This is a genomic window from Kitasatospora sp. NPDC048239 (assembly GCF_043202015.1).
Lineage (GTDB): Bacteria > Actinomycetota > Actinomycetes > Streptomycetales > Streptomycetaceae > Kitasatospora.
This window is the reverse complement of record NZ_JBICZP010000018.1, coordinates 1-24,024: the sequence shown is the minus strand read 5'-3', so window position 1 is coordinate 24,024 and position 24,024 is coordinate 1. Positions and strand designations below refer to the sequence as shown.

Below are 24,024 nucleotides of genomic sequence, written 5' to 3'. Positions count from 1 at the left end.
CCGCCGAGTCGGCCACCGCACCCCAACACCCCCAGTCCCACCCCCAGTCCTGCCCAGCCCCCAACCGAAAGACGGCACATGACCACCGCACCCGCCACCACCCCGCAGGCAGCGATGCGCCTGCGGGAGCTCGTCTTCGGCGCCGCCTGCGCCGCCGCCGTCCGCGCGGCCGCCCGGCTCGGCGTCGCCGACGAGCTCGGCGACACCCCGACCACCGTCACCGACCTCGCGGCCGCGCTCGACACCGAGCCCAAGCCGCTGCGCCGCCTGCTGCGCGCCCTCACCTGCTACGGCATCTTCACCGAGGTCGGCGACGACCGCTTCGAGCACACCGAGATGTCCCGTCTGCTGCGCGAGGACGCGCCCAACAGCCTGCGCTACATCTCGCTCTGGTGCACCGAGCCGTGGACCTGGGAGGCCTGGCCGAAGCTGGACGAGGCCGTCCGCTCCGGCCGCAACGTCTTCCCCGAGCTGTTCGGCAAGGAGTTCTTCGACTACCTGCACAGCGACGCGGGGGACTCGGCCAAGGTCTTCGACAAGGCGATGACCACCTCCAGCCGCCAGTCCGCCGCCGACTTCGCCGACTACCTCGACCTCACCGGGATCGACTCGGTGGTCGACATCGGCGGCGGCCAGGGCCATGTGCTGGCCAGCCTGCTGGAGAAGCACCCGGCGCTGCACGGCACCCTGCTCGACCTGCCCAAGGTGGTGGCCGGCGCCGACTCGCGACTCCAGGACGGCGGCGCGTTCTCCGCCCGGGCCCGGCTGCTGCCCGGCGACTGCCGGGTGGACATCCCGGTCCGCGCCGACCTCTACATCATCAAGAACATCCTGGAGTGGGACGACGCCAGCACCCGGCGCACCCTCGCCAACGTGGTCGCGGCGGCCCGCCCCGGCGCCCGGGTCGTGGTGGTCGAGAACCTGGTCGACGACAGCCCCTCGATGCGCTTCACCACCGCCATGGACCTGATGCTGCTGCTCAACGTCGGCGGCGCCAAGCACTCCAAGGAGAGCATGGTCCGGCTGATGGAGGAGGCCGGCCTGGCCATCTCCGAGGTCCGCCCGGTCAACCCGTACCTGCACGCCTTCGAGGCCACCGTGCGCGGCTGACACCCGCCGCACGGGAGGACGCGACAAACGGACCGCCCGCACCGATCCGGTGCGGGCGGTCCGTTGTCACCACTCCTGGTGGCTCAGGCCTTGTGCGAGGACTCCAGGTGGGCGAAGACCACCACGTTGTCCAGGTAGTCCTTGCGCTTCTTGTCGTACGTGCCGCCGCAGGTGATCAGCCGCAGCTGGGAGTCCGGGGTCTTCCCGTACACCTTCTGGTCGGGGAACGCGGACTTGGCGAAGGTCTCCACGGAGTCCACCGAGAAGACGGCGACCGTGCCGTCCGCGCGCGACACCTCGACCTTGTTGCCGGGCAGCAGCAGGCTCAGCAGCAGGAACACCGCCGGGCCCTTCGCGGTGTCCACGTGCCCGGCCACCACGGCGCTGCCGCGCTCGCCGGGGCTGGCGCCGCCGCGGTACCAGCCCACCAGGTTCTTGTCGTCCGGCGGCGGCGCGTTGAGCTGCCCGGCCGGGTTCAGGGTCAGTTCCGTGAACGGCGCGTCGACGCCGATCTGCGGGATCCGCAGCCGGGTCGGCTTGGCCGCCTTCAGCACCGGGGCCGCAGGCGCGGCGGGCGTCGCCTTCGGGGCGGCCGCCGCCGCGGCCGCCGGGCCCGCGCCCGGCACGGCGGGGGCCGAGGCCGCCGGAGGGGCGGCCTGGACCGGCTCCGGGGCGGACGCGGGCGCGGTGTCCACCGAGTTGTACATCACCAGCAGACCGACCGCCGCCGCGCCCAGCCCCGCTCGCAGCAGCCGGGACGCCCCGGGGACCACACCGGCCATCACTCACTCCTCCCGTCCGGTGCGTGCACCGCCCCCGACGCCCCCGCCGTGGCCGACGCGGTGAGGCGGCGGCCACGACGGGGAGGCACGGGGAACGGCGCCGGGTCAGATCGCGGCGCCCGCGGTACGGCGTCCGCGGCGCAGCGCGATGGCGCCGGCCCCGAGACCGCCGAGCAGCAGCACGGCGCCCGAGGCGAGGCCGCCGCCGGACAGCGCGAGGCCGCCACCGCCGGTGTGCACGCCGCCGTGCGGGGCCTTGTACTCCTCGCCCTTGGACTCCTCGCCCTTGGACTCGGTCTTGGAGTCGCTCTTCGAGTCGGACTTGGAGTCGGCCTTGTGCTCCTCGCCCGAGGAGCCGCTCTGCTTCTCCTCCCAGGTCTTCTGGCCCTCAGGGCTGGCGGCCTTCTCCTGCTTCTCCTGCCAGGTGAGGTTCGCGCCCTGGTCGGGGGTGCCGTCCGCGAAGGCGAGGGGGGAGCCGACGGCCAGGACGGCGGCGACGGCCGCTCCGGCGAGCAGCGTGCGAGTACGTGCAGAACGCATGAGGGTGATCCTTTTCCGGCGCCGGCCGCGACTGCCGACAGGTCGTCGGGCAAGGGGACTCGCGGAGGTGCGCCTGATCCACCGTCAACCACCGTGGTGGCCGCTGCCACCTGAGGGAGGCGGCGGCGGGCGCCGACGTGCGCCCTTCGAGTGGACTCCGGGGCATGTTCACCCGGCTGGCCCGGCGATCCGGGTGATTCCCGCCGGAGGAGGTCTGATCGGGTTCCCGGCCGGTCGGTGACGGGTGCGGACCCCCAACCGGTACGCCACCCGTGCCGGTACGACGGGCGGCGGCCCCGGGGCGGGCGAGCCCCGAGCCACCGCCGACCGGGTTCAGTGCAGCTGCTGCACACCCGAGCTGTCATGGGCGAAGACGAGCCGGGTGTCGGTGGGGTGGTAGCGCTCCTTCAGGGTGAAGGCGGCGGGTGTCCCGGCGACCGGCGCGTCCGGCGGCTCCAGGTAGAGGACGTACGTCTTGGCGCTGTCCGTCTCGCTCTCCAGCTGGAGCCAGCCCGTGAAACCGGCGGCGGGGAAGGTGCCGGTCGCGGTGACGGTCACGGCGGAGTCCGTCCGGGTGAGCGTGAAGGTCGCGGTCCCCGTCTGCAGGCGCTTGTGCCCGCTCTCGTGCCAGCGGCGGAAGAGCGCGATCCACTCCTCGGGCCAGGGCCCGCCGTCGGCGTCCGGCGGCATACCGGCGCCGTCGACCCGGGCGAGGATGTCGTCGGCGTTCTCGACGACGGAGTCGAAGTCCCAGAGGTCGACCGCGAAGGCCATGTGCTCGCGGTCGGTGGCCCGGAACATGGGTCGGATGTGGAGCTCGAAGACGGGAGTGCGCATATCAGCTGTAGACCTCCATCATGACGTCCTTCAGGGCCACTTCCCCGACCAGGCCGGGCGGGTGCTGGGGCATCCCGGTGGAGGTGGGGGAGGGGAGGTACTGAAGGGTGAGTACGTGGGTTTCGGGCGCGGAGGGCGACGCCGCGAGGACCGCGGTGACGTCGAAGCGGGCCGTGCAGGCGGTCGGGTGGTGGGGGTGGGCGTCGCCGGGGTGCCCGGGGTGTCCGGGGTGTCCTGGGTGTCCTGGGTGGTCGGGGTGCCCGGCGTGTCCGTCCCCGTGGCCTCCGGGCGGCCCGCCGTCGTGGCCGTGCTCGACGGCGCCGTGGTGCGCCTTCCACAGCGCGGCGTAGCCGACGCCGTAGCGCTCCGCGAACTCCTCGTCCTCGCCGCGGAACGCGACGTCGGCGGGGTGGACGAAGCCGCGCAGCACGTAGCTGCCGGTCACCGGGATCCTCAGCTCGTCGAGCCGGACGACCACCCGCCGCCCGCGCGCGGGCGGGGCCGGGAGGCCGAACCGGGCCCGGGAGGTCTCCCGCAGCTCGGTGGTGAGGTCGGTCGAGGACTCCAGGCCCAGCGGCCGGGTCGCGAGCAGCGTGCTCGCGGCGGCCGGCGGGGTCGGCACGCCGAAGGCCGCCGCGAGCCGCCCGGTGTACTCGTAGGAGTAGCCCAGCGCCACGGTGTCCGCGAAGTCCGCCACCTTGTGCCGCGGCTGGGAGAGGAAGCCGCGCAGGTCGCGGGTGGGCGAGGTGGGGGCGGGAGACCCGTTGCGCCGCTGCCACTCGGCCCAGAGCAGGTCGACGAAGCTGTGGAAGCTGAAGTAGATCGGGTCCAGCGCCGCCGTCTCCGGGTCCGCCATCGGGCCGCCGATGAAGTCGGAGTGCATGAAGTTGTGCGGCCCGAGCTCCAGCCGGCCGTAGTCGCCGCCCGGGTGGGCCTTCGGGTAGCCGCCGAACGCGCCCTGGTCGGTCTCGGTGGTCACGATCCCCAGGGTGTCGGGCGGCAGCGCCACCGCGGCCGTGCTGCGTCCGTCGGCGAACAGCCCGGGCCTGGCGAACGCGGGCGGGAACTTCCCGCCCGGCTGCGGGTGCAGCCAGTCCCAGTACGGCACCGTGACGTTCGCCGTCCGCGGCGGGTCGGACTCCTGCAGCAGCCGCTCGAAGTAGTGGAGGTGTGCGCGGTGCCAGGGCAGGAAGAGGTCACTGCCGTGCTCGCACGGGCCCACCAGCTGGTCGTTGTGCAGCGCGGCCTGGTGGTCGTATCCGCCCGGGTCGGCCGGGTTCGCCGCGGACCGCGCGCGCAGGATCCCGAGCGCGTGGATGTAGTCGTCCAGTTCGCTCGGGGAGAGGGAGTTGATGTCGCGTCGGCTCCTGGCCATGGTGGCACCTCCGTCGCGGAACACCGTATGCGAACCGGAGGGCCGTCCCCGGTAGCCGGTCCGGTGCGGCGTGTTCACCGCGGCGCCCGCCCCGGGATGCCCGTCAGCGCTCCCGCGTCCGCCCCGGCGCTCTGGGATGCGCCGCGCTGCGCCCCTGTCGGGGGTGGAGTCGAGATGGTGACATGTACGCGACAACCCATCGGCGGTCCGCACGTGGGGGTGCGTGGCCCTGGGCCGGTGGGCGAGCGGAAGGAAACGCCCGTGACTGTACGCATGCTGGCCGTCGGCGGTGCAGCGGCTGCACTGCTCGGCTCCTCGGTCCTCGGCGGTGGAGGCGGCGGCGCCACCACCGGCTGGAGCACGCCTCCCCCGGACAAGATCGTCATCGACGTGGCCACCGTCAACGGGTCCGGCTGCCCGACCGGCACGGCCGCCATTGCCGTCTCCCCGGACAACACGGCCTTCACGGTCACGTACAGCCAGTACATCGCCCAGGTCGGTGTCGGCTCCAAGCCCACCGACTTCCGGAAGAACTGTCAGCTCAACCTGAACGTCCACGTCCCGCAGGGCTTCACCTACGCCATCGCCTCCGCCGACTACCGGGGCTTCGCGCACCTGGAGAAGGGGGCGAGCGCCGTGCAGAAGGCCAACTACTACTTCCAGGGCTCGCCCCAGACCGCCTCGCTCAGCCACCAGTTCACCGGGAGGCTCGACGACAGCTGGCAGGCGACCGACAGCGTGGCCGTCGCGGCCCTGGTCTGGGCACCCTGCGGAGAGCTGCGCAACTTCAACATCAACACCGAGCTGCGGGTCAGCGCCGGCACCTCGGACCCGACCCGGACCACCAGCTTCATGACGATGGACTCCACCGACGGAAGCATCAACACCACGTACCACCTCGCCTGGCGGCAGTGCCCCTGAGGCTCCGGCCCCTGAGCCCGGCTGAGGCGGTAGGCCGTCCGACGCCCGAGGGGACCGCCCCGGCCGCTGCCGGGTTGGTCCCCTCGGGGAGGCGGGGTCAGTTGAGACCGGCGCCGCGCTCCCAGCGGTAGAACTCGCGGGCCATGGCGTCCTTGGGCTCGCGCCAGGTCAGCGGGTCGAAGGCCTGGACGTAGGCGGTGAGGCGGTCGCTGACGTCCCGGAACTCCGGGTGCCCGGCCACCTTGGCGACGGCCGGGCCCGGCGGGCGGTCGGCCTCGATCAGGTGCAGGTAGACATCGCCGAACTGGAACAGGCTCCGGCCGGTGACGCCGATCAGGTGCGGCAGTTCGCCCCGGTCGGACTCGGCGAAGACCTCGGCGATGCCCTGGGCGGCGTCCGGCTTCATCCGGGCGACGATGAGAGCGCGGTGCATCGGGCTCACGCCTCCCCGGCCTTCTTCTCGACCTTCTCGCGGATCAGCTGCAGCTGGATCCGCGAGTTGCGGTTGATGTGGTTGACCATGCCGTCGTCGTCGACCGGCGCGGTCGGCTTCATCGCGAAGTCCTGGATCCAGCGCATCCTGGTGCCGGCCGGGACCTCCGCGTACTCCCAGCGGATGTCCATGAACTCGAACGGGCCGGGCTCGACCCGGCGGGCGCGCACCGCGAGAGAGGAGCGGTCGGTGGTGCGCTCGGAGACCCAGCTCCACACCTGGCCGTTCTCGTCGGGGTGCATGGTGAGCCGGAAGCGGACGCTGTCGCCCTCGCGCTCCAGCACCTCGACCGAGGCGTACTCGCTGAACAGCTGCGGCCAGTTCTCCAGGTCGTTGGTGATCTCCCAGACCAGGTCGAGCGGCGCGGCGATGACGATCTCGTTGTCGGTGTGTCCGGGCATCTCAGGCACCCGCCTTCGTGGCGAGCGAGGAGTTGACCAGCTCCAGGAACTCGGCCGGGGTCTTGGCCGACTCCGCGCCGTTGGTGACCTTCAGACCGTGCCGGTTCTCCAACTCGCCGACCACACCGAGCAGACCGAGGGAGTCGACGCCGAACTCGTCGAAGTCGGAGCCCGGGCGCTCCAGGTCGAGCGGGTCGATCACGACACCGGCCCGGGCCTGGATCAGCGCGGCCAGTTCGGGATAGCTGAGGGTGTTGCTCACGGGGTGTTCCCTTCGGATCAAAAGTGGATCACGGGCGGATCAGGGCGGGACGAGGGGGCGGCAGGGCTCAGCCCTGCCCGTCGCGCCGGACCACCAGTGCTGCGTTGGAGCCCATCAGTCCGCGGCTGAGCACCAGGGCGGTGCGCAGTTCGGCCGGTCGGGCGCGGTCGGTCACCAGGGCGAGGTCGTGGCAGACCTCGGTGACGTTGGGGGTGGGCGGCAGGATGCCGTCCTCCATGGCGAGTACGGCGGCGGCCACGTCGAGCATCGGCGCGCCGCAGTACGCCCGTCCGGTGCCGGCCTTGGGCGCGGTGACCGGGACGCGTTCGGCGTACGGGCCGAGGGCGTCGGCCAGGGCGAGGGCCTCGGCCCGGTCGGCGGCGGGGACGCCCAGGGCGTCGGCGAAGACCACGTCGATCTCCTCGGGGGAGATCCGGGCCTCCTCCAGGGCGATCCGGATGGCATTGGCCAGGCCCGCCCGGGACTCCTCCCAGCGGGAGGCGCCGGTGAAGGTGGCACCGTGCCCGGCCAGTTGGGCCCGGACATTGGCGCCGCGAGCGCGGGCCGTCTGCTCGTCCTCCAGCAGCAGCATCGCACCGCCCTCGGCGGGCGCGAAGCCGGCGGCCGCCGGCGAGAACGGCAGATAGGCCCGCTCCGGGTCCTCGACGAGGCTGAGCTCGGGGTACCCGAGCTGGCAGACCATCGAGTACGGCGCCAGCGGGGCCTCGGCCGCGCCGACCACCACCGCGTCGGTGCCGCGCCGGATGGCCCGGGCGGCGTGGGCGAGGGCGTCCAGGCCGCCGGCCTCGTCGCTGGCGACCACCCCGCAGGGGCCCTTGTAGCCGCCGCGGATCGAGATCTGGCCGGTGCTGGCCGCGTAGAACCAGGCGATGGACTGGTAGGGGCCGACGAACTGCGGCCCCTGGCCCCAGAGTTGCTGGAGCTCGCGCTGGCCGAACTCGCCTCCCCCGGAGCCGGCCGCGGTCACCACGCCCACTCCGAACGGATCCTGGGGGTCGGGCACGAAGCCTGCGTCCGCCACCGCGAGGTCGGCGGCGGCCATCGCGTAGTGCGTGAACCGGTCGGTCTGGACCAGGAAGCGGCTGTCGATCGCGTCCTGCGGGGTGAAGTCCCTCACCTGGCCCGCGATGCGCAGCGGAAAGTCCGCGCACCCGTCGCGCGATATCCGGTCGAGGACGCTCACGCCCTGCCTGGTGGCCTTCCAGAAGGCGTCTGCTCCGACACCGTTCGGCGCCACCACCCCGAGGCCGGTGACCACGGCCCGGCGGCCCTGCTGACGTGACGTCATGGATCTCACCCCGTTCTGTTGAGCACGACGGCGGACTGGAATCCGCCGAATCCGCTGCCGACCGACAGGATGTGACGGAGCGGCAGCTCGCGCGCGGTGCGCGGCACGTAGTCGAGGTCGCACTCCGGGTCCGGAGTGTCGTAGTTGGCCGTCGGCGGGACGACGCCGTGGGCCAGCGCCAGGGTGCAGGCGACCAGTTCGATCGCGCCGATCGCGCCGAGCGAGTGCCCGACCATCGACTTGATCGAGCTCATCGGCGTCTCGTAGGCGTGCGGGCCCAGCGAGCGCTTGACGGCGGCGGTCTCGTGCCGGTCGTTCTGCTTGGTGCCGGAGCCGTGCGCGTTCACGTAGTCGACGTCGGTGCGGTCCACCCGGGCGTGGGCGAGCGCGCTGTCGATCGCCCGGGACATCTCCAGCCCCTCCTGGGTGAGGCCGGTCATGTGGTAGGCGTTGCCGAAGGTGGCGAAGCCGCCGATCTCGCCGTAGATCCGGGCACCCCGGCGGCGGGCGTGTTCCAACTCCTCCAGTACCAGGACGGCGCCGCCCTCGCCGAGGACGAAGCCGTCCCGGTGGGCGTCGAAGGGGCGGGAGGCGTGCTCCGGGTCGTCGTTGCGTTCGCTGGTCGCCTTGATGGCGTCGAAGCAGGCGACGGTGATCGGCGAGATCGGCGAGTCGGAGGCGCCGGCGATGCAGATGTCGGCGCGCCCCTCCTCGACGGCCTGGAAGGCGTAGCCGATCGCGTCCAGGCCGGAGGTGCAGCCGGTGGAGACGGTCTGCACCGGGCCGTGGGCACCCGTGCGTTCGGCGACGGCCGAGGCCAGCGTGCTGGGCGCGAAGGCCCGGTGCAGCTGGGGCTCGGCCCGTCGGTGGTCGACGTCCCAGCGGGCGCCGCCGGCGCTGACCAGTGCGTAGTCGTGCTCCAGCCGGGTGGTGCCGCCGACCGCGGTGCCGAGCGAGACACCGATCCGCCACGGGTCCTCCGCGGCCAGGTCCAGGCCCGCGTCGGCGACCGCCTCGTCCGCCGCCACCATCGCGAACTGCACGTAGCGGTCGGCCCGTTGGACGTCCTCCGGGCCGAGCCCGTGCGCCGCCGGGTCGAAGTCGCACTCGGCGGCGATCCGGGAGCGGAACCCGGTGGGATCGAAGAGCGTGATGCCCCTGGTCGCCGTCCGGCCGGAGGTGAGCAGCCGCCAGAAGGCCGGCACGCCCACCCCGCCGGGGGCGACCACACCGATCCCGGTGACGGCGACCCGCCTGGTCACGAAGCCACCTTGGCGTGTTCCGGCGGGCCGGAGGCGACGGTCTCCTCGGTGTCGACGTGGCCGAGTTCGGGGCGGGGCGCCAGCGGGCCGAGGTGGAAGACCATCCGGGCCTCGGTGTCGCCGACGTTGCGGAAGCGGTGGCGCATGTTGAGCGGGATCATCAGGCCCTGGTTGGGCTTCAGCGGGTGGGCGACCCCGTCCAGGTCCACCTCCAGGTCACCGCACACCACGAACACGAACTCCTCGGAGTACGGGTGGTAGTGCTCGCCGATCCGCTCGCCGGGCCGGACGATCGCCAGGCCCATGAACCCGCTGGTGGCACCGCAGGTGGCCGGGGTGAGCATGGCGCGCAGATCGCCGCCGCGCCGGCGGTTCTCCGGTGCCTCGTCGACGTTCACGATCCGTGGGTACTGCGTGGACATGGTTACTTCCTCCGGGCTGGATCTGGACTGTGGATGTGGCGCTCGATCAGTTGTCCTGCGAACTGCGGTCGGTGACCGGGCTCATGGAGCGCGCGGCGAGGAAGGCGCCGAGTCCGGCGACGGTCCGCAGGTCGCCCTCGGCACCGAGGTCGAGCAGCCGGCCGAGGACGGTGGCCTCCCGTTCGCCCGCCACGCCGAGTGCGGCCGCGGGGTCGGCCTCGGCGGGCACCCGCAGGTCCACCAGGCGGACCACGGTGTCCTCGCGGTGGAAGACGGTGCTCCCCGCGACCGGGCCGGTCGGGTCGGCGGTGGCGAGGTCGTCGTGTTCGGCCAGCAGCGCGGCCACGGCCTCGCCGTTGCCGGGCTTCACCGGGTAGAGCACGGCGTGCCGGTGCAGGCGCCCGGCCGGCGCGGTGGCGATCGCCTGGTGCTTGGCGGGCAATGCGGCGCGGGCGAAGAAGGCGCGCGCGGCCTGCGGGTCGCCGAGCTGGCGGTCCTCCTCCAGGAACGGGTTGATCGCCTCCTCGACGGCCCGCACCTCGGGCTGCATCGCGACGTGGCGCAGCGCGTCGCCGAGGCTGCCGATCACCTCGACGGCCCGGACCACCCGGTTGCCGTGCATGAACAGCGAGGTGCGGCGCAGCCGGGTCTCCTCGTCGACCTCGGCCTTGGGGGAGGCGTAGCCGGACAGGATCCGGGCCACCTGGTGCTCGCTGCCGGGCTTCACGGTGAAGGTCAGGGCGTGCCGGACCACTCCGTCCGGGCCGGGCTCGGCCTGCGGCGGGCCGACGTGTCCGGCCGGCACGGTGCGCGGCAGACCGGGCGGCACCTCGACCGGCTTGCGGGTGCCGGTGGCGCCGGCCGCCGAGGTCTCCCGCAGGATCGAGTAGCGCAGCGAGCGGAAGGTGTCGCTGACGCAGCCGTGCATGGGCTTGACCATCTCGCGGTGCGCGGGGCTGTCCACCCACTCCAGGAAGGTCTCCTGGTCCTTCCACTCACTGGTGATCAGCCACTGCCGGGGGTCGTTGATCGACTGGCAGAGCTGGTCGCTGACGTGGCCGGGGACCGAGGCCACCTGGTGGCGCAGCTTCTCGTACACGTCCAGGAAGCGCTGCTGGGCGCCGTCCTTGATCTCCAGCATCAGCATCACGCGGAGCCGGGTGTGGGACTCGGCGTGCTGGTGCGCCTGCGGTTCGGACAGAGTCGTCATGATCCACTTTCTGCTCTGGGCCGCACGCGTCGGACCGCGCGGTGGGCGCGGCATCCGGCGAGGGTCCCCGACGGGCGGAGGGTGCGGTGGTCGGTCGGCCCGGGCGGCGGCGCCAGGCCTGAGGTCGATCGTGCGCGGCGGGCCCGGGCCGCGCGAGATATGCGGGCCATCCGAGCGAAGAGGCGGCACAAGACCCTCGGCGCGGGGGATGGAAGGACGGGGCCGCCGTGTGTGCGGGCCCCGCCGAGGGCGGCGCCGAGCCCCGTAGCCGGGCCGCGGATCCCCGTACAGGCTGGAGCAATTGATGAATCCGAAGGTTGACGACCGGGTGCCGGTCCTGATCGTGGGCGGCTCGCTGGTCGGGCTGTCCGCGTCGCTCTTCCTGGGCCGACTGGGTGTCAGACACCTGCTGGTCGAGAAGCACGCGGACACCTCGCATCACCCGCGTGGCCGAGGCAACAACGTCCGAACGATGGAGCTCTACCGGGGGGCCGGGATCGAGCAGTCGATCCGCGAGGCGGCCTCGGTGCTCGCCGCGAACCACGGCATCCTGCAGGCCCCCTCACTGACCGGGCCGGAGCAGGAGTGGCTGTTCAGGGAGATCGACCCGGGCGGCCGGCTGGCCCGCTTCAGCCCCAGCTCGTGGTGCCTGTGCAGCCAGAACGACCTGGAGCCGGTGCTGCTGCGGGCGGCGCGCGAGTTGGGCGGGGAGCTGCGGTTCAGCACCGAGCTGCTCTCCTTCGAGCAGGACGCCGAGGGGGTGACGGCGCTGCTGCGCAGCCGGGAGACGGGCGAGGAGCGGACGGTCCGGGCGCAGTACCTGATCGCGGCGGACGGCCCGCGCAGCCCGGTCCGGGAGCAGCTCGGGATCGGCCAGAGCGGCAAGGGCGAGCTGTTCCACAACGTCAGCATCACCTTCCGCGCCAAGCGGCTGGCCGAGGTGGTGGGCGACCGGCACTTCATCGCCTGCTACCTGACCAACCCGGAGGCCGACGGCGCCCTGCTGCCGGTGGACAACCACGAGGAGTGGGTCTTCCACGCGCCCTGGCACCCGGAGCACGGCGAGCCGCTGGAGGCGTTCACCGACGAGCGGTGCGTGCGGCACATCCGGACCGCCGTCGGGATGCCGGACCTCGACGTGGAGGTCACCGGGAGGGCGCCCTGGCACGCGGCGGAGCGGGTGGCCGAGAGCTACTCGACCGGGCGGGTGTTCCTGGCCGGCGACTCGGCGCACGAGATGTCGCCGACCGGTGCGTTCGGCTCCAACACCGGCATCCAGGACGCGCACAACCTGGCCTGGAAGCTGGCCGCGGTGCTCTGCGGCTGGGCCGGCCCGAGGCTGTTGGAGAGCTACGGCGAGGAGCGCAGGCCGGTCGCGCAGGTGACCGGCGAGCGGGCCTCGGCGCGCTCGGCGGAGCACAGCCACCCGGGGTACGCGGTGGTGCCGGGCGTGGGCCGGCAGGCCGGGGTGCTGGCGGTGGCGCTCGGCTACCGCTACCCGGCGGGCGCGGTGGCCGGGGCGGACCGCGACGGCCCGGTGGTGCCGGAGGCGTTCGAGTCGGCGGGCGAGCCCGGCAGCCGGGCGCCGCACCAGTGGCTGCTGCGGGCGGGCGTGCGGCTGTCCACACTCGACCTGTACGAGCAGGCGATGGTGCTGCTGACCGGTCCCGAGGGCGCGGCCTGGCACGAGGGCGCCCGGCGGGCGGCCGACCGGCTGGCCGTCCCGCTGGACGCCTACCGGATCGGCACCGGAGCGGAGGACGACCTGGCGCCCGAGCCCGGTGCGGACTTCGCCGAGCTGCACGGCGTGCGGCCGGACGGCGCGGTGCTGGTCCGCCCGGACGGCTTCGTCGCCTGGCGTTCGCCGGGTGCGGCGGACGACCCGGAGGCGGCGGTGGAGGCGGCGCTGCGCACGGTGTTGAGGATGTAGCACCCGCCGCAACGGGACGGGCCCGCCGGGGTGAACCGGCGGGCCCGTCCTGCTGTCTGATGGTCGATCAGTGGTGACCGGGGGTCAGTGGCCGCCCGCGTCGACCACCTCGATGTCCTCGATGTTCTGCTCGATCGCGTCGGCGGGCAGTGCCACCCGGATCGCCCAGAAGTAGACGGCGAGGGCGAAGGCGGCGACGGCGCCCATGTCCCACCACATCGGGATGTTGCCCCGGCCGTCGCCGAAGCCGCCCTGCCAGGAGATCAGGCCCAGGCCGATGAGGTAGACCGGCAGCCACTGGGCGGCGCGCCAGTCCAGGCGCGGCGCGTTCGGCAGGCCCTTGCGGATCGCGTAGGCGGCGTAGCTGCCGAGCAGGACGTAGCCGAGGACGATCGCGATGCCCAGACGGGACAGGGTGTGCCAGCCGGCCCAGTAGATGATCAGGCTGGCCACCACGAAGGCCAGCGGGGAGATCACCCCGCCGAACGGCAGCCGGTAGGAGCGGTCGCGCTCGGGCAGGCGCCGGCGCAGCGCGCCGAAGGCGAGCGGGGCGCCGGCGTACATCAGCACGCTGGCGGACGTGATGAAGCCGACCAGCTCCTGCCAGCTGGGGAAGGGCAGGAAGCAGATCACGCCGGTGACGAAGGAGAGGATCAGGCCGAACCACGGCACGCCGCGCTTGTCGAGCTGCTCGAACTTCTGCGGCGCGTAGCCGTTCTTGCTCAGGCCGTAGGAGATGCGCGAGGTGGAGGTGGTGTAGATCAGGCCGGTGCCGCCGGGGGAGACGATGGCGTCGAAGTACAGCACCCAGGCGAGCCAGCCCAGGCCGACCAGGGTGGCGAGGCCGGCGAACGGGCCCTCGATGCCGGGGAAGTCGAGCTTGTCCCAGCCGGCCGCGAAGGAGCTGGCCGGCAGCGCGCCGATGAAGACGACCTGCAGCAGGACGTAGATCAGGGTGCCGATGGCCACCGAGCCGAGGACGGCGCGCGGGATGTCGCGCTTGGGGTTGCGGCTCTCACCGGAGATCTGGATGGCCTGCTCGAAGCCGAGCAGCGCGAAGATGATGCCGCTGGAGCTGATCGCGGCGAGCACGCCCTTGATGCCGAACGGGGCGAAGCCGTGCGAGGTGAAGTTCGAGCCGTGGAAGTTGGTCAGCGCGAGCACGAAGATCGCGAGCAGCGGCACGAAGATCTTCAGCCAGGTGGCGACCGAGTTGGTCCGGGCGAGCACCCGCACACCGAGGAAGTTGACCGCGACGAAGACGCCCATCAGCAGCACGGCGACGATGAAGCCGCTGGTGGTGAGGGTGCCGTTGTCGTTGAGGAAGCTCTTCGCGAACTCCCAGTGGCCCGCGTAGCCGATCATCGCCTCGACCTCGATCGGGGCGACGGTCGCGGCCTGCAGCCAGGAGAACCAGCCGAACGACATGCCCGCCAGGCCGCCGAACGCGTAGTGCGGGTAGCGCGCGGTGCCACCGGCGACGGGGAAGAGCCCGCCGAGCTCGGCGTGCACCAGGGCGAGCAGCACGATCGCCACGGCGCCGATGCCCCAGGAGATGAGCGCCGCCGGACCGGCCACGATGACGGCGTTCTTGGCGCCGAACAGCCAGCCGGAGCCGATGATCGAGCCCACCGAGGCCCAGAGGAGGCCGATCAGGCCGACCTCGCGGCGCAGCGAGCGGTGGGCGGGGGCCCCGGTGCCGGTGGTGTCGGTACCCGGCGGGGAGAGCTGGTTGAGGGATGCCATGCGAAATCTCTCTGTGGTGTGGGGGCCCCGCAGTCGGAGCGCGGAGAGTTGCCACACAGTAGGCGTATTCATAGGCCTATGCACAGATTTCATTACTGAATGTTTACCTACTTTGCGGGATATCCCCGCAGGTAGGGGGCCGTCTGTTCATGTGCGTGTTACGTGACTGGTGAGTAGTTTCAGTATTTGAGCATGAATTGAGCTTCGGTCCGGCGTCGGGCATTCTTAACGACCCGTAGGGTTATAGAAATAGTGGCCGCCGCATAGTGATACCGGCGTGGTCCGCACGATGCCCTGCCTCCACGGGTCGTTCGTCGGCTACGGTATGCGTCACATCGCGGCACAGCGTCGTGTCCGCGCGCTCTTACCCCCTCAAAGGTGCGCGCATGAAACTCACCCCGCACGAGCAGGAGCGCCTGCTCGTCCACGTCGCCGCCGACGTCGCCCGCTCGCGCCGGGCCCGCGGCCTGCGGCTGAACCACCCCGAGGCCGTCGCACTGATCACCTCGCACGTGCTGGAGGGCGCCCGGGACGGCCGCACGGTGGCCGAGCTGATGGAGTCCGGCCGCAAGGTCCTCACCCGGGCCGACGTGATGGACGGCATCGCCGAGATGATCCCGGACGTCCAGGTCGAGGCGACCTTCCCCGACGGCACCAAGCTGGTCACCGTCCACGGGCCGATCCTGTGACGGCCGACGAAGGCCTGATCCCCGGTCAGATCCTGTACGGCGAGGGCGACATCCGGCTCAACGCCGGTCTTCCGGTCACCCGTCTGGTCGTCGTCAACGCCGCCGACCGGCCCGTCCAGATCGGCTCGCACTACCACTTCGCCGAGGCCAATCCGGGCCTGGACTTCGACCGCGCGGCCGCCCGCGGCCTGCGCCTCAACATCCCCGCCGGTACCGCGGTCCGCTTCGAACCGGGCATCCCGGCGGAGGTCGAACTCGTCCCGATCGGAGGCCGCCGCGAGATCGCGGGCCTGCGCGGGGAGACCGGGGGGCCGCTCGATGGCTGACCGGCCCGCCCTGATCCTGACCCGCGAGCGCTACGCCGCCCTGTACGGACCGACCGCCGGCGACCGGATCCGGCTCGGCGACACCAACCTGCTGATCGAGATCGAGGAGGACCGCAGCCGCGGCGGCGACGAGGCCGTCTTCGGCGGCGGCAAGGTGATCCGCGAGTCGATGGGCCAGGCGCGCACCAGCCGCGCCGAGGGCGCCGCCGACACCGTGATCACCGGCGCCGTGGTGCTCGACCACTGGGGCGTGGTCAAGGCGGACATCGGCATCCGGGACGGCCGGATCACCGCCCTCGGCAAGGCCGGCAACCCCGAGACCATGGACGGCGTCCACCCCGCACTGGTGATCGGCCCGGAGACCGAGGTGATCTCCGGCAACGGCAGGATCGTCACCGCCGGAGCCGTCGATGCCCACGTCCACCTGATCTGCCCGCAACTGGTCGACGAGGCGCTCTCCTCCGGGGTCACCACCCTGGTCGGCGGCGGCACCGGCCCCGCCGAGGGCACCAAGGCCACCACCATCACCCCGGGGGCCTGGCACCTGAGCCGGATCTTCGCCGCGATGGACGACCTGCCTGTCAACATCGGCCTGCTCGGCAAGGGCAACACCGTCAACCAGGTGGCGATGCACGACCAGCTGCGGGCCGGCGCACTCGGCTTCAAGATCCACGAGGACTGGGGCGCCACCCCGGCCGCGATCGACGCCTGCCTGCGGGTCTGTGACCGGACGGGCGCCCAACTAGCCATCCACACCGACACCCTGAACGAGGCCGGGTTCGTCGGCGACACCCTGGCCGCGATCGCCGGACGGGGCATCCACGCCTACCACACCGAGGGCGCCGGCGGCGGACACGCCCCCGACATCATCACCGTGGTGAGCGAGTCCAACGTCCTGCCCAGCTCCACCAACCCGACCAGGCCGCACACCGTCAACACCGTCGACGAACACCTCGACATGCTGATGGTCTGCCACCACCTCAGCCCGCACGTGCCGGAGGACCTCGCCTTCGCCGAATCCCGGATCCGGCCCGCGACCATCGCCGCCGAGGACGTCCTGCACGACCTCGGCGCGATCTCCATCATCAGCTCCGACTCCCAGGCGATGGGCCGGATCGGCGAGGTGGTGCTGCGCACCTGGCAGACCGCCCACGTGATGAAGGCCCGGCGCGGCGCGCTGCCCGGCGACGGCCGCGCCGACAACCACCGGGCCCGGCGCTACGTCGCCAAGTACACCATCAACCCGGCCGTTGCCCAGGGCCTCGACGGCGAGATCGGATCGGTCGAACCCGGCAAGCTCGCCGACCTGGTGCTCTGGACGCCTGCCTTCTTCGGCGCCAAACCGGATCTGGTGATCAAGGGCGGCCAGATCGCCAGGGCCCAGACGGGCGACGCCAACGCCTCCATCCCCACGCCCCAACCCGTCCTGCCCCGACCGATGTTCGGCGCCATCGGACGCTCGGCGGCCGGCAACTCGATCAACTTCACGGCACCGGCCGCGATCGAGGACGGCCTGCCCGGGCGGCTCGCCGAACAGCTCGGCGTGGCCAAGGAGTTCACCGCGATCCGGAACACCCGCGGGGTCACCAAGGACCACATGGTCAACAACGACGCCCGGCCGGACGTCCGGGTCGATCCCGACACCTTCACCGTCACCGTCGACGGCGAGGTCGTCACCCCCGAACCAGCCACCGAACTACCGCTCGCCCAGCGGTACTTCCTCTTCTGACCGGCGCGCCGCGATGGCCTCCACCGCCGCGCTCCTGCTACTCGCCGACGGACGCTTCCCGGCCGGCGGCCACGCCCACTCGGGCGGTGCCGAGGCGGCCGTCAAAGCCGGCCGGGTGCACGACACCGACACCATGACGGCCTTCCTCACCGGACGGCTGCACACCACCGGCCTCACCACGGCCGCGCTCGCCGCCGCGGCCGCCACCGGGCAGGACACCCTCCTGCTCGACGCGGCCGCGGACGCCCGCACCCCCTCGCCCGCCCTGCGCCAGACCAGCCGGCGCCTCGGCCGCCAACTGCTGCGCGCGGCCCGCGCCACCTGGCCGCACCACCGCCTCGACCGGCTCGCCGAGCGGTTCCCGCGCGGCGCGCACCAGCCGGTGGCCCTGGGCAGCGCCGCCCTGGCCGCCGGACTCACCCCCGAACAGACCGCGTCCATCGCCGCCTACGAGAGCGTCAACGGCCCCGCCACCGCCTGCGTCCGACTGCTCGGCCTCGACCCGTACGAGGTCGCCGCCGCGCTCGCCCGCCTCGCGCCGCAGCTCGACGCCGTGGCCGCGGCCGCCGTGGCGGCGGCCCTGCTCGGCGACCCGGACGCCCTGCCCGCCTCCTCCGCCCCGCTGCTCGACGTCTACGCCGAACAGCACAGCTCCTGGAAGGTCCGCCTCTTTGCATCGTGACCACGTCGACCACGTCGACGCACCGATCCGGCACACCTACTCCGCCGACGGCGCCCGCCGCGCCCTGCGGATCGGCCTCGGCGGCCCGGTCGGCTCCGGCAAGACCGCCACCGTCGCCGCACTCTGCCGACTGCTGCGCGAGGAGTTCTCGCTGGCCGTCGTCACCAACGACATCTACACCACCGAGGACGCCGAGTTCCTGCTCCGCAACGCCGTCCTGCCGCCCGAGCGGATCACCGCCGTCGAGACCGGCTGCTGCCCGCACACCGCCATCCGCGACGACATCTCCGCCAACCTGGAGGCCGTCGAGGACCTGGAGGAGGCGGTCGGGCCGCTCGACCTCGTCCTGGTGGAGTCCGGCGGCGACAACCTCACCGCCACCTTCAGCCGGGGCCTGGTCGACCACCAGATCTTCGTCATCGACGTCTCCGGCGGCGACAAGATCCCGCGCAAGGGCGGCCCCGGCGTGTCCACCTCCGACCTGCTGGTGATCAACAAGACCGACCTGGCCCCCCTGGTCGGCGCCGACCTGGAGGTGATGGCACGCGACGCCGCCGCCCAGCGCGGCGCGCTGCCGACCGTCTTCTGCTCGCTCACCTCCGCCGAGGGCGTGCAGCCCGTCGCCGCCTGGCTCCGGGACCGCCTCGCCGACTGGCGCGGGGCGCGGTGACAGCGGCCACGGAGGCCAGGGCGGCCAAGGCGGCCCCGGCCCGGATCGTGGCCGAGCCCGACGGGCGGGGCGGCACCGCCCTGCCCGTCCTGGCCGGCGCCGGACCACTCGCCCCGCGCCGCACCCGGGGCGCCGCGCCGGGCGCCCATGTCGTGATCGTCGGCTCGATGGCCGCGCCGCTCGGCGGGGACCGGCTCGCACTGGCCGTCGAGGTGGCACCCGGCGCGGCCCTCACGGTGACCGGCGCGGCCGCCACCCTCAGCCTCCCCGGGCGGCCGGGCGCCGGGCCCGCCTACTACGAGGTCGAACTGGGGGTGGGGGAGGGCGGCCGGCTCGACTGGCGGCCCGAGCCGGTGATCGCCGCCGCCGGCAGCCACCTCCTCCTGCACACCCGGATCACCCTCGCCGCCGGCGCCCGGCTGCACTACCGCGAGGAGCAGGTGCTCGGCCGCCACCACGACTGGGCGCGGCAGGCTCCGCCCGGGCGGATCACCTCCCGGCTGACCGTCCGCCGGGCCGGGCGGACACTGCTCGACCAGCAGACCGACCTGGGCTCCGGCGCCCCGGGCTGGGACGGCCCCGCCGTCCTCGGCGGCCACCGCGCCACCGGGCAGCTGCTGACCGTCGGCTGCCCACCGCCCGGGGCGCCCGCCGCCGGCGACGCGGTCCTGCTCGCACTGCCCGGCCCGGACGCCGCGCTGCTCACCGCGGCCGCCCCCGATGCGCTGGCGCTGCGCAGGCTCCTCGGGCCTTAGGCCGTGTCCGGCCGGTCGGGTCTTGGGGGCCGGGGGGCCGGGGGCCGGGGGGCGGGCCCCCGGCCCGAGTCGCCGTCAGGCGGTGGCGGCGCTCCCGCGCCGGGCGAGGGCGTCGGAGACCCGCGCCGTGATCAGGAACGAGGCCGCGAGGGTGAGGACGAGCGCGGCGCCCGCGGCGAAGATGCTGCCGCTCGAAACGGCCGGCGGGCTGCCGGCCTCGGTGCGGGCGGACCCGGCCAGGAAGGGCATGACGCCCAGGACGGCGACGCCGAGGGCGACCTCGGCCCAGACGACCTTCGGGAAGTGTCGGAGCGTGAGGTGCACCAGGGAGCCGGCCGAGTCGGCCTGCCGGGCCCGGACGATCCTCGGCATCAGCCAGAGCTGGTTGAAGCCGCCCGCCGCGATCATGGCGAGGACCAGGAGGATCTTGACCAGCAGGGCGAAGCCGTAGCCGGTGGTCCAGAGCTGGCCGAGGCCGCCGACGTGCTTCCAGCTGAGCCACAGGCCGGAGACGAGGACCGCGCCGACGCACACCAGGGCGACCAGGCTGAAACGGCGCCAGAGATCGGCCCACAGCACCCCGGCTCCGGCGCCGAGCGCGCGGCGGGCGTCGGCGAGCGCCACGAGCAGGGCGAGGCCGCCGATCCACACCACGCCGCTGACGATGTGCAGCTGGTCGAAGACGGGATTGAGGGCGGCGTCCGTGTCCTTCGGCTTGACCGCCGGCATCCCCGCGATCAGCGTCACCAGCAGCGACAGCGGAAGGGCGGTCAGCGCGAGGGCGTCCAGGTGCCGTCGGGCCTGCGGGAGGAACAGCGCGAGCAGGGCGGCGGATGCCAGGACCAGGACGGCGTTCTGCACCAGGAAGAGCGTGCCCTGGGCCACCCAGGCGCCCTTGCCCGCCGGTGCCTGGAGGTAGTCCCAGATGCGTCCCGGCGCGAGGGCGTCGCCGAAGGCCATGCCCTTGCCGGCCCTGGCCACCCGGGCGGCCAGCTGGAAGTACCCGGCGACCAGCAGGACGAGCCCGGACCAGGCGAGGTAGGACGCCGTTCTTCGGCGCAGCACCGCGATGTCGGCGGCCTCTGCGGCCTGCGAGCGCAGGGCGGGGCGGATCACCGAGGCGTACGTGACCGTGGCGCCGATGGCTCCGGACAATCCGACAAAATAGCCTGATTTGGTGAGGATTCGATAGATCGGAGGCATGGCGTAGCCGGCCGAAGCGGCCAGGTGGGCGGAATTCATGGAGGGTAGGCTAACCTAAATTTAGGTGCGCCTGTCTACAGCGCTGTCGTCAGACGGCTTCCCCCGGTGTCGGCGCGGGCGCGCCTGCGCACGCAACGGTGCGTCAGTTCTTCGGCCCGGAGGCCGGATCCGCCGCGGCGGCTCTGCTCGGCGCGGTACGGTTCGCGGCGTCGCAAACCCGGCGCAACAGGGCGTTCAGCTGGATGCGCTCGCCCTTGGTGAGCGGGCGCAGCAGGTCGTCCTGGGCCGCGGCGGCGTCGGCGTGCATCCGCTCAAGCGCCTCCCGCCCGGCGGAGTTCACCATCACCACTTCATGGCGGCGGTCGAGGTGGACGTGGAAGGACTCGATGAACCGGTGGGCCAGGAGGTCCGCCACGATCGGCAGCGTCTGCGCGAGGGGGAGCCCTATTCGCGCGGCCAGGTCGGCCTTCCCGTGCGGCCCGTGCTCGGCGAGCGTCGCGAGCACCTCCAGGTGCGGGCGGCTCATGCCGCGCTCGGCGAGGCGCTCGGCCAGTCGGAGCTCGGCGGCCCGACCTGCCAGGGGCAGGAGGTGAATGGCCTGGTGCAGCGGGCTCGGGGATCCCTTCCGGCCGTCGTACATCTGCGCTCCATCCGCACGGCCGCCCTGGGGCGCGCCTCGCCGGGGTACGGCCGGACCGCTGTGCCGTCTGCTCCGCCGCCATGGTCGCGGTGCCCGTGACCCGTTGGTCGGGATGGCTGCACCTGGGGGCAGCCGAGCGCACCGTCTACGGAAGTGTAGACGAATCGGGCCGCGCCGGGATGCCGGAGCGGGAGGGCCTGCACCGGGCTCGGGAGGGGCGCGCCGCAGCCGCCGTCTTCGGCGTCTTCGGCGCCGGAATGTCTACAGTAATGTAGACGAGGATGGATGTGGAGGCATCCCCCGACGAGAGGTGCCGACCCATGCCGCGTCCCCCGGGGCGGTCGGCCGCGGCCGCCGGGATCCCGCTGCTGCTCTTCGGCCTGCTCACCGTCCTGCTCGCCGTCCACGGCTGGGGCCCGTACCCGGTGGAGTCGGCCCTGCACTCCTGGGCGGTGGCCCACCGCCCCGCGTGGGCGGTGCACGTCGCCGACGCGGTGACGGATCTGGGGACCGGACTCCCGCCCTACCTCGCAGCTGTCGCGGCGGGCCTCCTGACCGCCCGGCGGACGGCGCGTCCGCAGGGCCGGACCGCCTGGACCATGTGGATCGCCCGTGCCTGCGCGCCGCTGGCGGTACTGGCCGTGGGGCAACTGGTCCGCCACGGGCTCATGAGGGCCTTCGGCCGCCCGCGGCCGCCGATGGCGGACTGGGTGGCGGCCTCGCCCAGCGGCTACGCCTACCCGTCCGGCCACAGCTTCAGCGCCGCCGTCGCCGCCGGATTGCTGGCCTGGGCGATCCTCCGCGGCGCCCGGCCGGCCTGGGCGGTGCCGGTCGCGGGGGTGCTCGGCCTGGCCGCGGCCGCGGTCGGCCTGACCCGCGTCTACCTCGGCGTGCACTGGCCCTTCGACGTGGTCGGCGGCTGGCTCCTCGCCGCGCTCTGGCTGGGCCTGACCCTGCCGCTGGTTGCGCTGATCGGCCGGCCCCCGTCCGTCGGGCGCACGGGTGGGGCGCCGGTGGAGCCGGACTCCGGAGGTCCGCGCCGATGAACACGGCCTCGGAAGCGGCCTACGGCCGGACGATCTCCCGGACGTGCTCGATGTACTCGTGCAGGCCGTAGGCGGAGCCGACGCTCAGGGTGAGCGAGAGGGCGACGACGCCGAACAGCGCGACGGCCGCCGTCCGCAGGGCCCGTCCGCTCGGGGGCGCGGGCGGGGGGTCGAGCAGGGCGCTGACCCGGCGCGGCACCGGGCCGGTCCCCATGGCGGGGAGCAGGCTGGGGTGCCGCCCGGAGGAGGCCGAGGCCAGCGCCGCGCGGGCGACGGCCGCGGCCGCCACCCTCCGGTTCCCCACCGCGGCGGCCGCGTCCTCGTCCGCCCACCGCTCCAGCTGGAACGAGGTCGCGGACGCCAGGCCGCGGACGGCCGGGTGAGCGGCCGAGGAGAGCTGGACCGTCCGCGCGAGCAGGTGGTGGCGCCCGGAGAGATGGGACCGCTCGTGGGCGAGCAGTACGTCGCGCCCATGGGCGTCGAGGGTGCGCAGCATGGCCGCGGTCACCACGATCCGGCCCGTCCGGCCGCCGTGGCCGGGAAGTGCGAAGGCGTCCGCGGACTCCCCCGGGACCACCACGAGTTCGCCGCCGTCCGGGTGCCCGCCGACGGTCAGCCAGGTCCGTGCGAGCAGCTGTCGCTGCCGGTGCCACAGGCGGGCCATCAGGGCCGCGACGACCAGCAGGGCGGCTGCGCCGACCCCGGCGGCCGAGAGCGCGGCTGAGGAGTCCCCGTCGGCCCAGGAGCGTGCCAGGCTGCCGTCGGAGGCGAGCAGTTGGAGGTCGAGCAGGCCGCCGGCGACGAGCCCGCCCAGCGCCCACACCGTGCTGCCGGCCAGGGCCACGGCCGAGCCGACGAGGGTGAGGGCGGCGGCCTTCGGCGGGAGGAGGCCGGCCAGCCGGCGGGCTGCGGGGACGGCCGCCCACGGCCAGACGAGGGCCAGGACCACCAGGACGACGACGAGGAGGTTCACTCGCCACCCTCCTCGGCGGTGTGCAGCAGGCGGCGCAGCACGTCCTCGTCGTCCGGGGAGAGCGCGGAGACGAAGCGCTCCAGGACGAGCGCCCGGTGCGGGTCGTTGTGCAGCTCGCGGTGCATCCGGCTGGCGGTCAGGCCGGGGGCGTCGTGCACGGGGGAGTAGACGAACCCGCGGCCGTCGCGTTCGCGTCTCAGCGTCCCCTTCTCGTGCAGGCGGGTGAGGATGGTCGTCACGGTGGTCCTGGCCAGCCGGTTGCCGAGGGCGTCCCTGACCTGGCCGGCTGTGAGTGGCCCCGACGCCGCCCAGAGGGAGGCGAGCACATCGGCCACGAGCTCGCCGTGCGGCCGCCTGGGGTCGCTCCCGTCCGACATGTACGCCGCTCCCGTCCTCGATGGTCCTCACGCCAGCGCCCGCGGCCGTCCCTGACGGCGACTACGGCGATGTAGACGACCAGGTCCTCTTTCATTAAGGTACGCCTAAGCTAACTGTACGGGGCTGCCTGCCCGGGCGGTTGGTCGATCCTGCCTTCCCCCTGCTTGGAGCCCCCACATGTCGTCCCGTCGTTCCACCGCCGCCACGCTTCTCGTCCTTGCCGTGGCGAGCGCCGCGCTGGTCGGCTGCTCGCAGAAGAAGGACGACAAGGGGTCGTCGGACGCGGTGAAGGTGACGGCGTCGGACACGGCGTGTGAGGTGTCGAGGACGACG

General features: G+C 73.2%; 26 protein-coding genes. 10 read left to right on the top strand and 16 right to left on the bottom strand.

What is annotated here, in order from left to right; all coding sequences use genetic code 11:
* Positions 1-78 precede the first annotated feature (78 nt).
* Positions 79-1,110 (top strand): methyltransferase, encoded by a 1,032-nt coding sequence (locus ACGFZP_RS33670; protein ID WP_392940207.1) that lies wholly within the window; start codon positions 79-81, stop codon positions 1,108-1,110.
* An 83-nt stretch (positions 1,111-1,193) separates the two neighbouring features.
* Here the strand turns inward: ACGFZP_RS33670 and ACGFZP_RS33665 are convergent, their stop codons facing one another.
* The 4 genes from ACGFZP_RS33665 to ACGFZP_RS33650 form a co-directional block, all read right to left on the bottom strand.
* Positions 1,194-1,892, bottom strand: a complete 699-nt coding sequence (locus ACGFZP_RS33665) for a class F sortase (protein WP_392940205.1) — start codon at positions 1,890-1,892, stop codon at positions 1,194-1,196.
* Between the two features lie 105 nt (positions 1,893-1,997).
* On the bottom strand, positions 1,998-2,432 hold the full coding sequence (locus tag ACGFZP_RS33660) for a hypothetical protein (RefSeq protein WP_392940203.1): 435 nt from the start codon (positions 2,430-2,432) through the stop codon (positions 1,998-2,000).
* Between the two features lie 333 nt (positions 2,433-2,765).
* Positions 2,766-3,269 carry a hypothetical protein gene (locus ACGFZP_RS33655; protein ID WP_392940201.1) on the bottom strand — a complete coding sequence of 168 codons (504 nt, stop codon included), beginning with the start codon at positions 3,267-3,269 and terminating at the stop codon, positions 2,766-2,768.
* A gap of 1 nt (position 3,270) precedes the next feature.
* Complete coding sequence (locus ACGFZP_RS33650) at positions 3,271-4,644, bottom strand: tyrosinase family protein (RefSeq protein ID WP_392940199.1); 1,374 nt, start codon at positions 4,642-4,644, stop codon at positions 3,271-3,273.
* A gap of 273 nt (positions 4,645-4,917) precedes the next feature.
* Here ACGFZP_RS33650 and ACGFZP_RS33645 point away from each other — a divergent pair, with 273 nt between their 5' ends.
* Positions 4,918-5,565, top strand: a complete 648-nt coding sequence (locus tag ACGFZP_RS33645; RefSeq protein WP_392940419.1) for a DUF4360 domain-containing protein — start codon at positions 4,918-4,920, stop codon at positions 5,563-5,565.
* A gap of 97 nt (positions 5,566-5,662) precedes the next feature.
* On the opposite strand, the gene ACGFZP_RS33640 is transcribed toward ACGFZP_RS33645, so the two are convergent.
* The 7 genes from ACGFZP_RS33640 to ACGFZP_RS33610 form a co-directional block, all read right to left on the bottom strand.
* A complete protein-coding gene (locus ACGFZP_RS33640) occupies positions 5,663-5,998 on the bottom strand; it encodes a TcmI family type II polyketide cyclase (RefSeq protein ID WP_387948841.1) in 336 nt (111 codons plus the stop codon).
* Positions 5,999-6,003: 5 nt separating this feature from the next.
* The gene (locus tag ACGFZP_RS33635) at positions 6,004-6,459 is read right to left on the bottom strand and encodes an SRPBCC family protein (RefSeq protein WP_392940197.1); all 456 of its coding nucleotides are present in this window, start codon (positions 6,457-6,459) and stop codon (positions 6,004-6,006) included.
* Position 6,460: 1 nt separating this feature from the next.
* Positions 6,461-6,721, bottom strand: coding sequence for an acyl carrier protein (locus ACGFZP_RS33630; RefSeq protein WP_392940195.1), 261 nt, complete (start codon positions 6,719-6,721; stop codon positions 6,461-6,463).
* A gap of 67 nt (positions 6,722-6,788) precedes the next feature.
* Positions 6,789-8,030 carry a beta-ketoacyl synthase N-terminal-like domain-containing protein gene (locus ACGFZP_RS33625; protein ID WP_392940193.1) on the bottom strand — a complete coding sequence of 414 codons (1,242 nt, stop codon included), beginning with the start codon at positions 8,028-8,030 and terminating at the stop codon, positions 6,789-6,791.
* Between the two features lie 5 nt (positions 8,031-8,035).
* Positions 8,036-9,292 (bottom strand): beta-ketoacyl-[acyl-carrier-protein] synthase family protein, encoded by a 1,257-nt coding sequence (locus ACGFZP_RS33620; protein WP_392940191.1) that lies wholly within the window; start codon positions 9,290-9,292, stop codon positions 8,036-8,038.
* Complete coding sequence (locus ACGFZP_RS33615) at positions 9,289-9,714, bottom strand: cupin domain-containing protein (RefSeq protein ID WP_392940190.1); 426 nt, start codon at positions 9,712-9,714, stop codon at positions 9,289-9,291. The genes ACGFZP_RS33620 and ACGFZP_RS33615 overlap by 4 nt, the downstream gene beginning before the upstream one ends.
* Before the next feature lie 46 nt (positions 9,715-9,760).
* The gene (locus ACGFZP_RS33610) at positions 9,761-10,924 is read right to left on the bottom strand and encodes a SchA/CurD-like domain-containing protein (protein WP_392940188.1); all 1,164 of its coding nucleotides are present in this window, start codon (positions 10,922-10,924) and stop codon (positions 9,761-9,763) included.
* A gap of 304 nt (positions 10,925-11,228) precedes the next feature.
* Here ACGFZP_RS33610 and ACGFZP_RS33605 point away from each other — a divergent pair, with 304 nt between their 5' ends.
* A complete protein-coding gene (locus ACGFZP_RS33605; RefSeq protein ID WP_392940187.1) occupies positions 11,229-12,854 on the top strand; it encodes an FAD-dependent oxidoreductase in 1,626 nt (541 codons plus the stop codon).
* An 84-nt stretch (positions 12,855-12,938) separates the two neighbouring features.
* Here ACGFZP_RS33605 and ACGFZP_RS33600 read toward each other — a convergent pair whose 3' ends face one another.
* The gene (locus ACGFZP_RS33600) at positions 12,939-14,600 is read right to left on the bottom strand and encodes an APC family permease (RefSeq protein WP_392940185.1); all 1,662 of its coding nucleotides are present in this window, start codon (positions 14,598-14,600) and stop codon (positions 12,939-12,941) included.
* Positions 14,601-14,986: 386 nt separating this feature from the next.
* Between ACGFZP_RS33600 and ACGFZP_RS33595 the strand changes: the two genes are divergently transcribed.
* The 6 genes from ACGFZP_RS33595 to ACGFZP_RS33570 are packed head-to-tail and all read left to right on the top strand — an operon-like array spanning position 14,987 to position 19,451.
* Complete coding sequence (locus ACGFZP_RS33595) at positions 14,987-15,289, top strand: urease subunit gamma (protein ID WP_392940184.1); 303 nt, start codon at positions 14,987-14,989, stop codon at positions 15,287-15,289.
* A 14-nt stretch (positions 15,290-15,303) separates the two neighbouring features.
* On the top strand, positions 15,304-15,615 hold the full coding sequence (locus tag ACGFZP_RS33590; RefSeq protein ID WP_392940417.1) for an urease subunit beta: 312 nt from the start codon (positions 15,304-15,306) through the stop codon (positions 15,613-15,615).
* Positions 15,608-17,344, top strand: coding sequence for an urease subunit alpha (locus tag ACGFZP_RS33585; RefSeq protein ID WP_392940182.1), 1,737 nt, complete (start codon positions 15,608-15,610; stop codon positions 17,342-17,344). The genes ACGFZP_RS33590 and ACGFZP_RS33585 overlap by 8 nt, the downstream gene beginning before the upstream one ends.
* Before the next feature lie 13 nt (positions 17,345-17,357).
* The gene (locus ACGFZP_RS33580; RefSeq protein WP_392940180.1) at positions 17,358-18,026 is read left to right on the top strand and encodes an urease accessory protein UreF; all 669 of its coding nucleotides are present in this window, start codon (positions 17,358-17,360) and stop codon (positions 18,024-18,026) included.
* On the top strand, positions 18,016-18,696 hold the full coding sequence (ureG, locus tag ACGFZP_RS33575) for an urease accessory protein UreG (RefSeq protein ID WP_392940179.1): 681 nt from the start codon (positions 18,016-18,018) through the stop codon (positions 18,694-18,696). Before ACGFZP_RS33580 ends, ureG begins: the two co-directional genes overlap by 11 nt.
* A complete protein-coding gene (locus ACGFZP_RS33570) occupies positions 18,693-19,451 on the top strand; it encodes an urease accessory protein UreD (protein ID WP_392940177.1) in 759 nt (252 codons plus the stop codon). Before ureG ends, ACGFZP_RS33570 begins: the two co-directional genes overlap by 4 nt.
* Positions 19,452-19,526: 75 nt before the next feature.
* Here the strand turns inward: ACGFZP_RS33570 and ACGFZP_RS33565 are convergent, their stop codons facing one another.
* Positions 19,527-20,606: a copper resistance D family protein gene (locus tag ACGFZP_RS33565; RefSeq protein ID WP_392940176.1), complete on the bottom strand. Its 1,080-nt coding sequence runs from the start codon at positions 20,604-20,606 to the stop codon at positions 19,527-19,529.
* A 190-nt stretch (positions 20,607-20,796) separates the two neighbouring features.
* A complete protein-coding gene (locus ACGFZP_RS33560) occupies positions 20,797-21,294 on the bottom strand; it encodes a MarR family winged helix-turn-helix transcriptional regulator (protein WP_392940175.1) in 498 nt (165 codons plus the stop codon).
* 320 nt (positions 21,295-21,614) lie between these two features.
* Between ACGFZP_RS33560 and ACGFZP_RS33555 the strand changes: the two genes are divergently transcribed.
* Positions 21,615-22,340 (top strand): phosphatase PAP2 family protein, encoded by a 726-nt coding sequence (locus ACGFZP_RS33555; protein ID WP_392940173.1) that lies wholly within the window; start codon positions 21,615-21,617, stop codon positions 22,338-22,340.
* A 19-nt stretch (positions 22,341-22,359) separates the two neighbouring features.
* Here ACGFZP_RS33555 and ACGFZP_RS33550 read toward each other — a convergent pair whose 3' ends face one another.
* Both ACGFZP_RS33550 and ACGFZP_RS33545 read right to left on the bottom strand, forming a co-directional pair.
* Positions 22,360-23,313, bottom strand: a complete 954-nt coding sequence (locus ACGFZP_RS33550; RefSeq protein ID WP_392940171.1) for a M48 family metalloprotease — start codon at positions 23,311-23,313, stop codon at positions 22,360-22,362.
* Complete coding sequence (locus ACGFZP_RS33545) at positions 23,310-23,690, bottom strand: BlaI/MecI/CopY family transcriptional regulator (RefSeq protein WP_392940169.1); 381 nt, start codon at positions 23,688-23,690, stop codon at positions 23,310-23,312. The genes ACGFZP_RS33550 and ACGFZP_RS33545 overlap by 4 nt, the downstream gene beginning before the upstream one ends.
* Positions 23,691-24,024 lie beyond the last annotated feature (334 nt).

Coding starts and splice junctions, on each gene's coding strand:
- ACGFZP_RS33555 (WP_392940173.1), top strand. CDS start 21,615: ATGCCGCGTCCCCCGGGGCGGTCGGCCGCGGCCGCCGGGATCCCGCTG.
- ACGFZP_RS33545 (WP_392940169.1), bottom strand. CDS start 23,690: ATGTCGGACGGGAGCGACCCCAGGCGGCCGCACGGCGAGCTCGTGGCC.
- ACGFZP_RS33635 (WP_392940197.1), bottom strand. CDS start 6,459: ATGCCCGGACACACCGACAACGAGATCGTCATCGCCGCGCCGCTCGAC.
- ACGFZP_RS33650 (WP_392940199.1), bottom strand. CDS start 4,644: ATGGCCAGGAGCCGACGCGACATCAACTCCCTCTCCCCGAGCGAACTG.
- ACGFZP_RS33645 (WP_392940419.1), top strand. CDS start 4,918: ATGCTGGCCGTCGGCGGTGCAGCGGCTGCACTGCTCGGCTCCTCGGTC.
- ACGFZP_RS33600 (WP_392940185.1), bottom strand. CDS start 14,600: ATGGCATCCCTCAACCAGCTCTCCCCGCCGGGTACCGACACCACCGGC.
- ACGFZP_RS33665 (WP_392940205.1), bottom strand. CDS start 1,892: ATGGCCGGTGTGGTCCCCGGGGCGTCCCGGCTGCTGCGAGCGGGGCTG.
- ACGFZP_RS33580 (WP_392940180.1), top strand. CDS start 17,358: ATGGCCTCCACCGCCGCGCTCCTGCTACTCGCCGACGGACGCTTCCCG.
- ACGFZP_RS33595 (WP_392940184.1), top strand. CDS start 14,987: ATGAAACTCACCCCGCACGAGCAGGAGCGCCTGCTCGTCCACGTCGCC.
- ACGFZP_RS33660 (WP_392940203.1), bottom strand. CDS start 2,432: ATGCGTTCTGCACGTACTCGCACGCTGCTCGCCGGAGCGGCCGTCGCC.
- ACGFZP_RS33615 (WP_392940190.1), bottom strand. CDS start 9,714: ATGTCCACGCAGTACCCACGGATCGTGAACGTCGACGAGGCACCGGAG.
- ACGFZP_RS33655 (WP_392940201.1), bottom strand. CDS start 3,269: ATGCGCACTCCCGTCTTCGAGCTCCACATCCGACCCATGTTCCGGGCC.
- ACGFZP_RS33610 (WP_392940188.1), bottom strand. CDS start 10,924: ATGACGACTCTGTCCGAACCGCAGGCGCACCAGCACGCCGAGTCCCAC.
- ACGFZP_RS33585 (WP_392940182.1), top strand. CDS start 15,608: ATGGCTGACCGGCCCGCCCTGATCCTGACCCGCGAGCGCTACGCCGCC.
- ACGFZP_RS33605 (WP_392940187.1), top strand. CDS start 11,229: ATGAATCCGAAGGTTGACGACCGGGTGCCGGTCCTGATCGTGGGCGGC.
- ACGFZP_RS33560 (WP_392940175.1), bottom strand. CDS start 21,294: ATGTACGACGGCCGGAAGGGATCCCCGAGCCCGCTGCACCAGGCCATT.
- ACGFZP_RS33625 (WP_392940193.1), bottom strand. CDS start 8,030: ATGACGTCACGTCAGCAGGGCCGCCGGGCCGTGGTCACCGGCCTCGGG.
- ACGFZP_RS33640 (WP_387948841.1), bottom strand. CDS start 5,998: ATGCACCGCGCTCTCATCGTCGCCCGGATGAAGCCGGACGCCGCCCAG.
- ACGFZP_RS33670 (WP_392940207.1), top strand. CDS start 79: ATGACCACCGCACCCGCCACCACCCCGCAGGCAGCGATGCGCCTGCGG.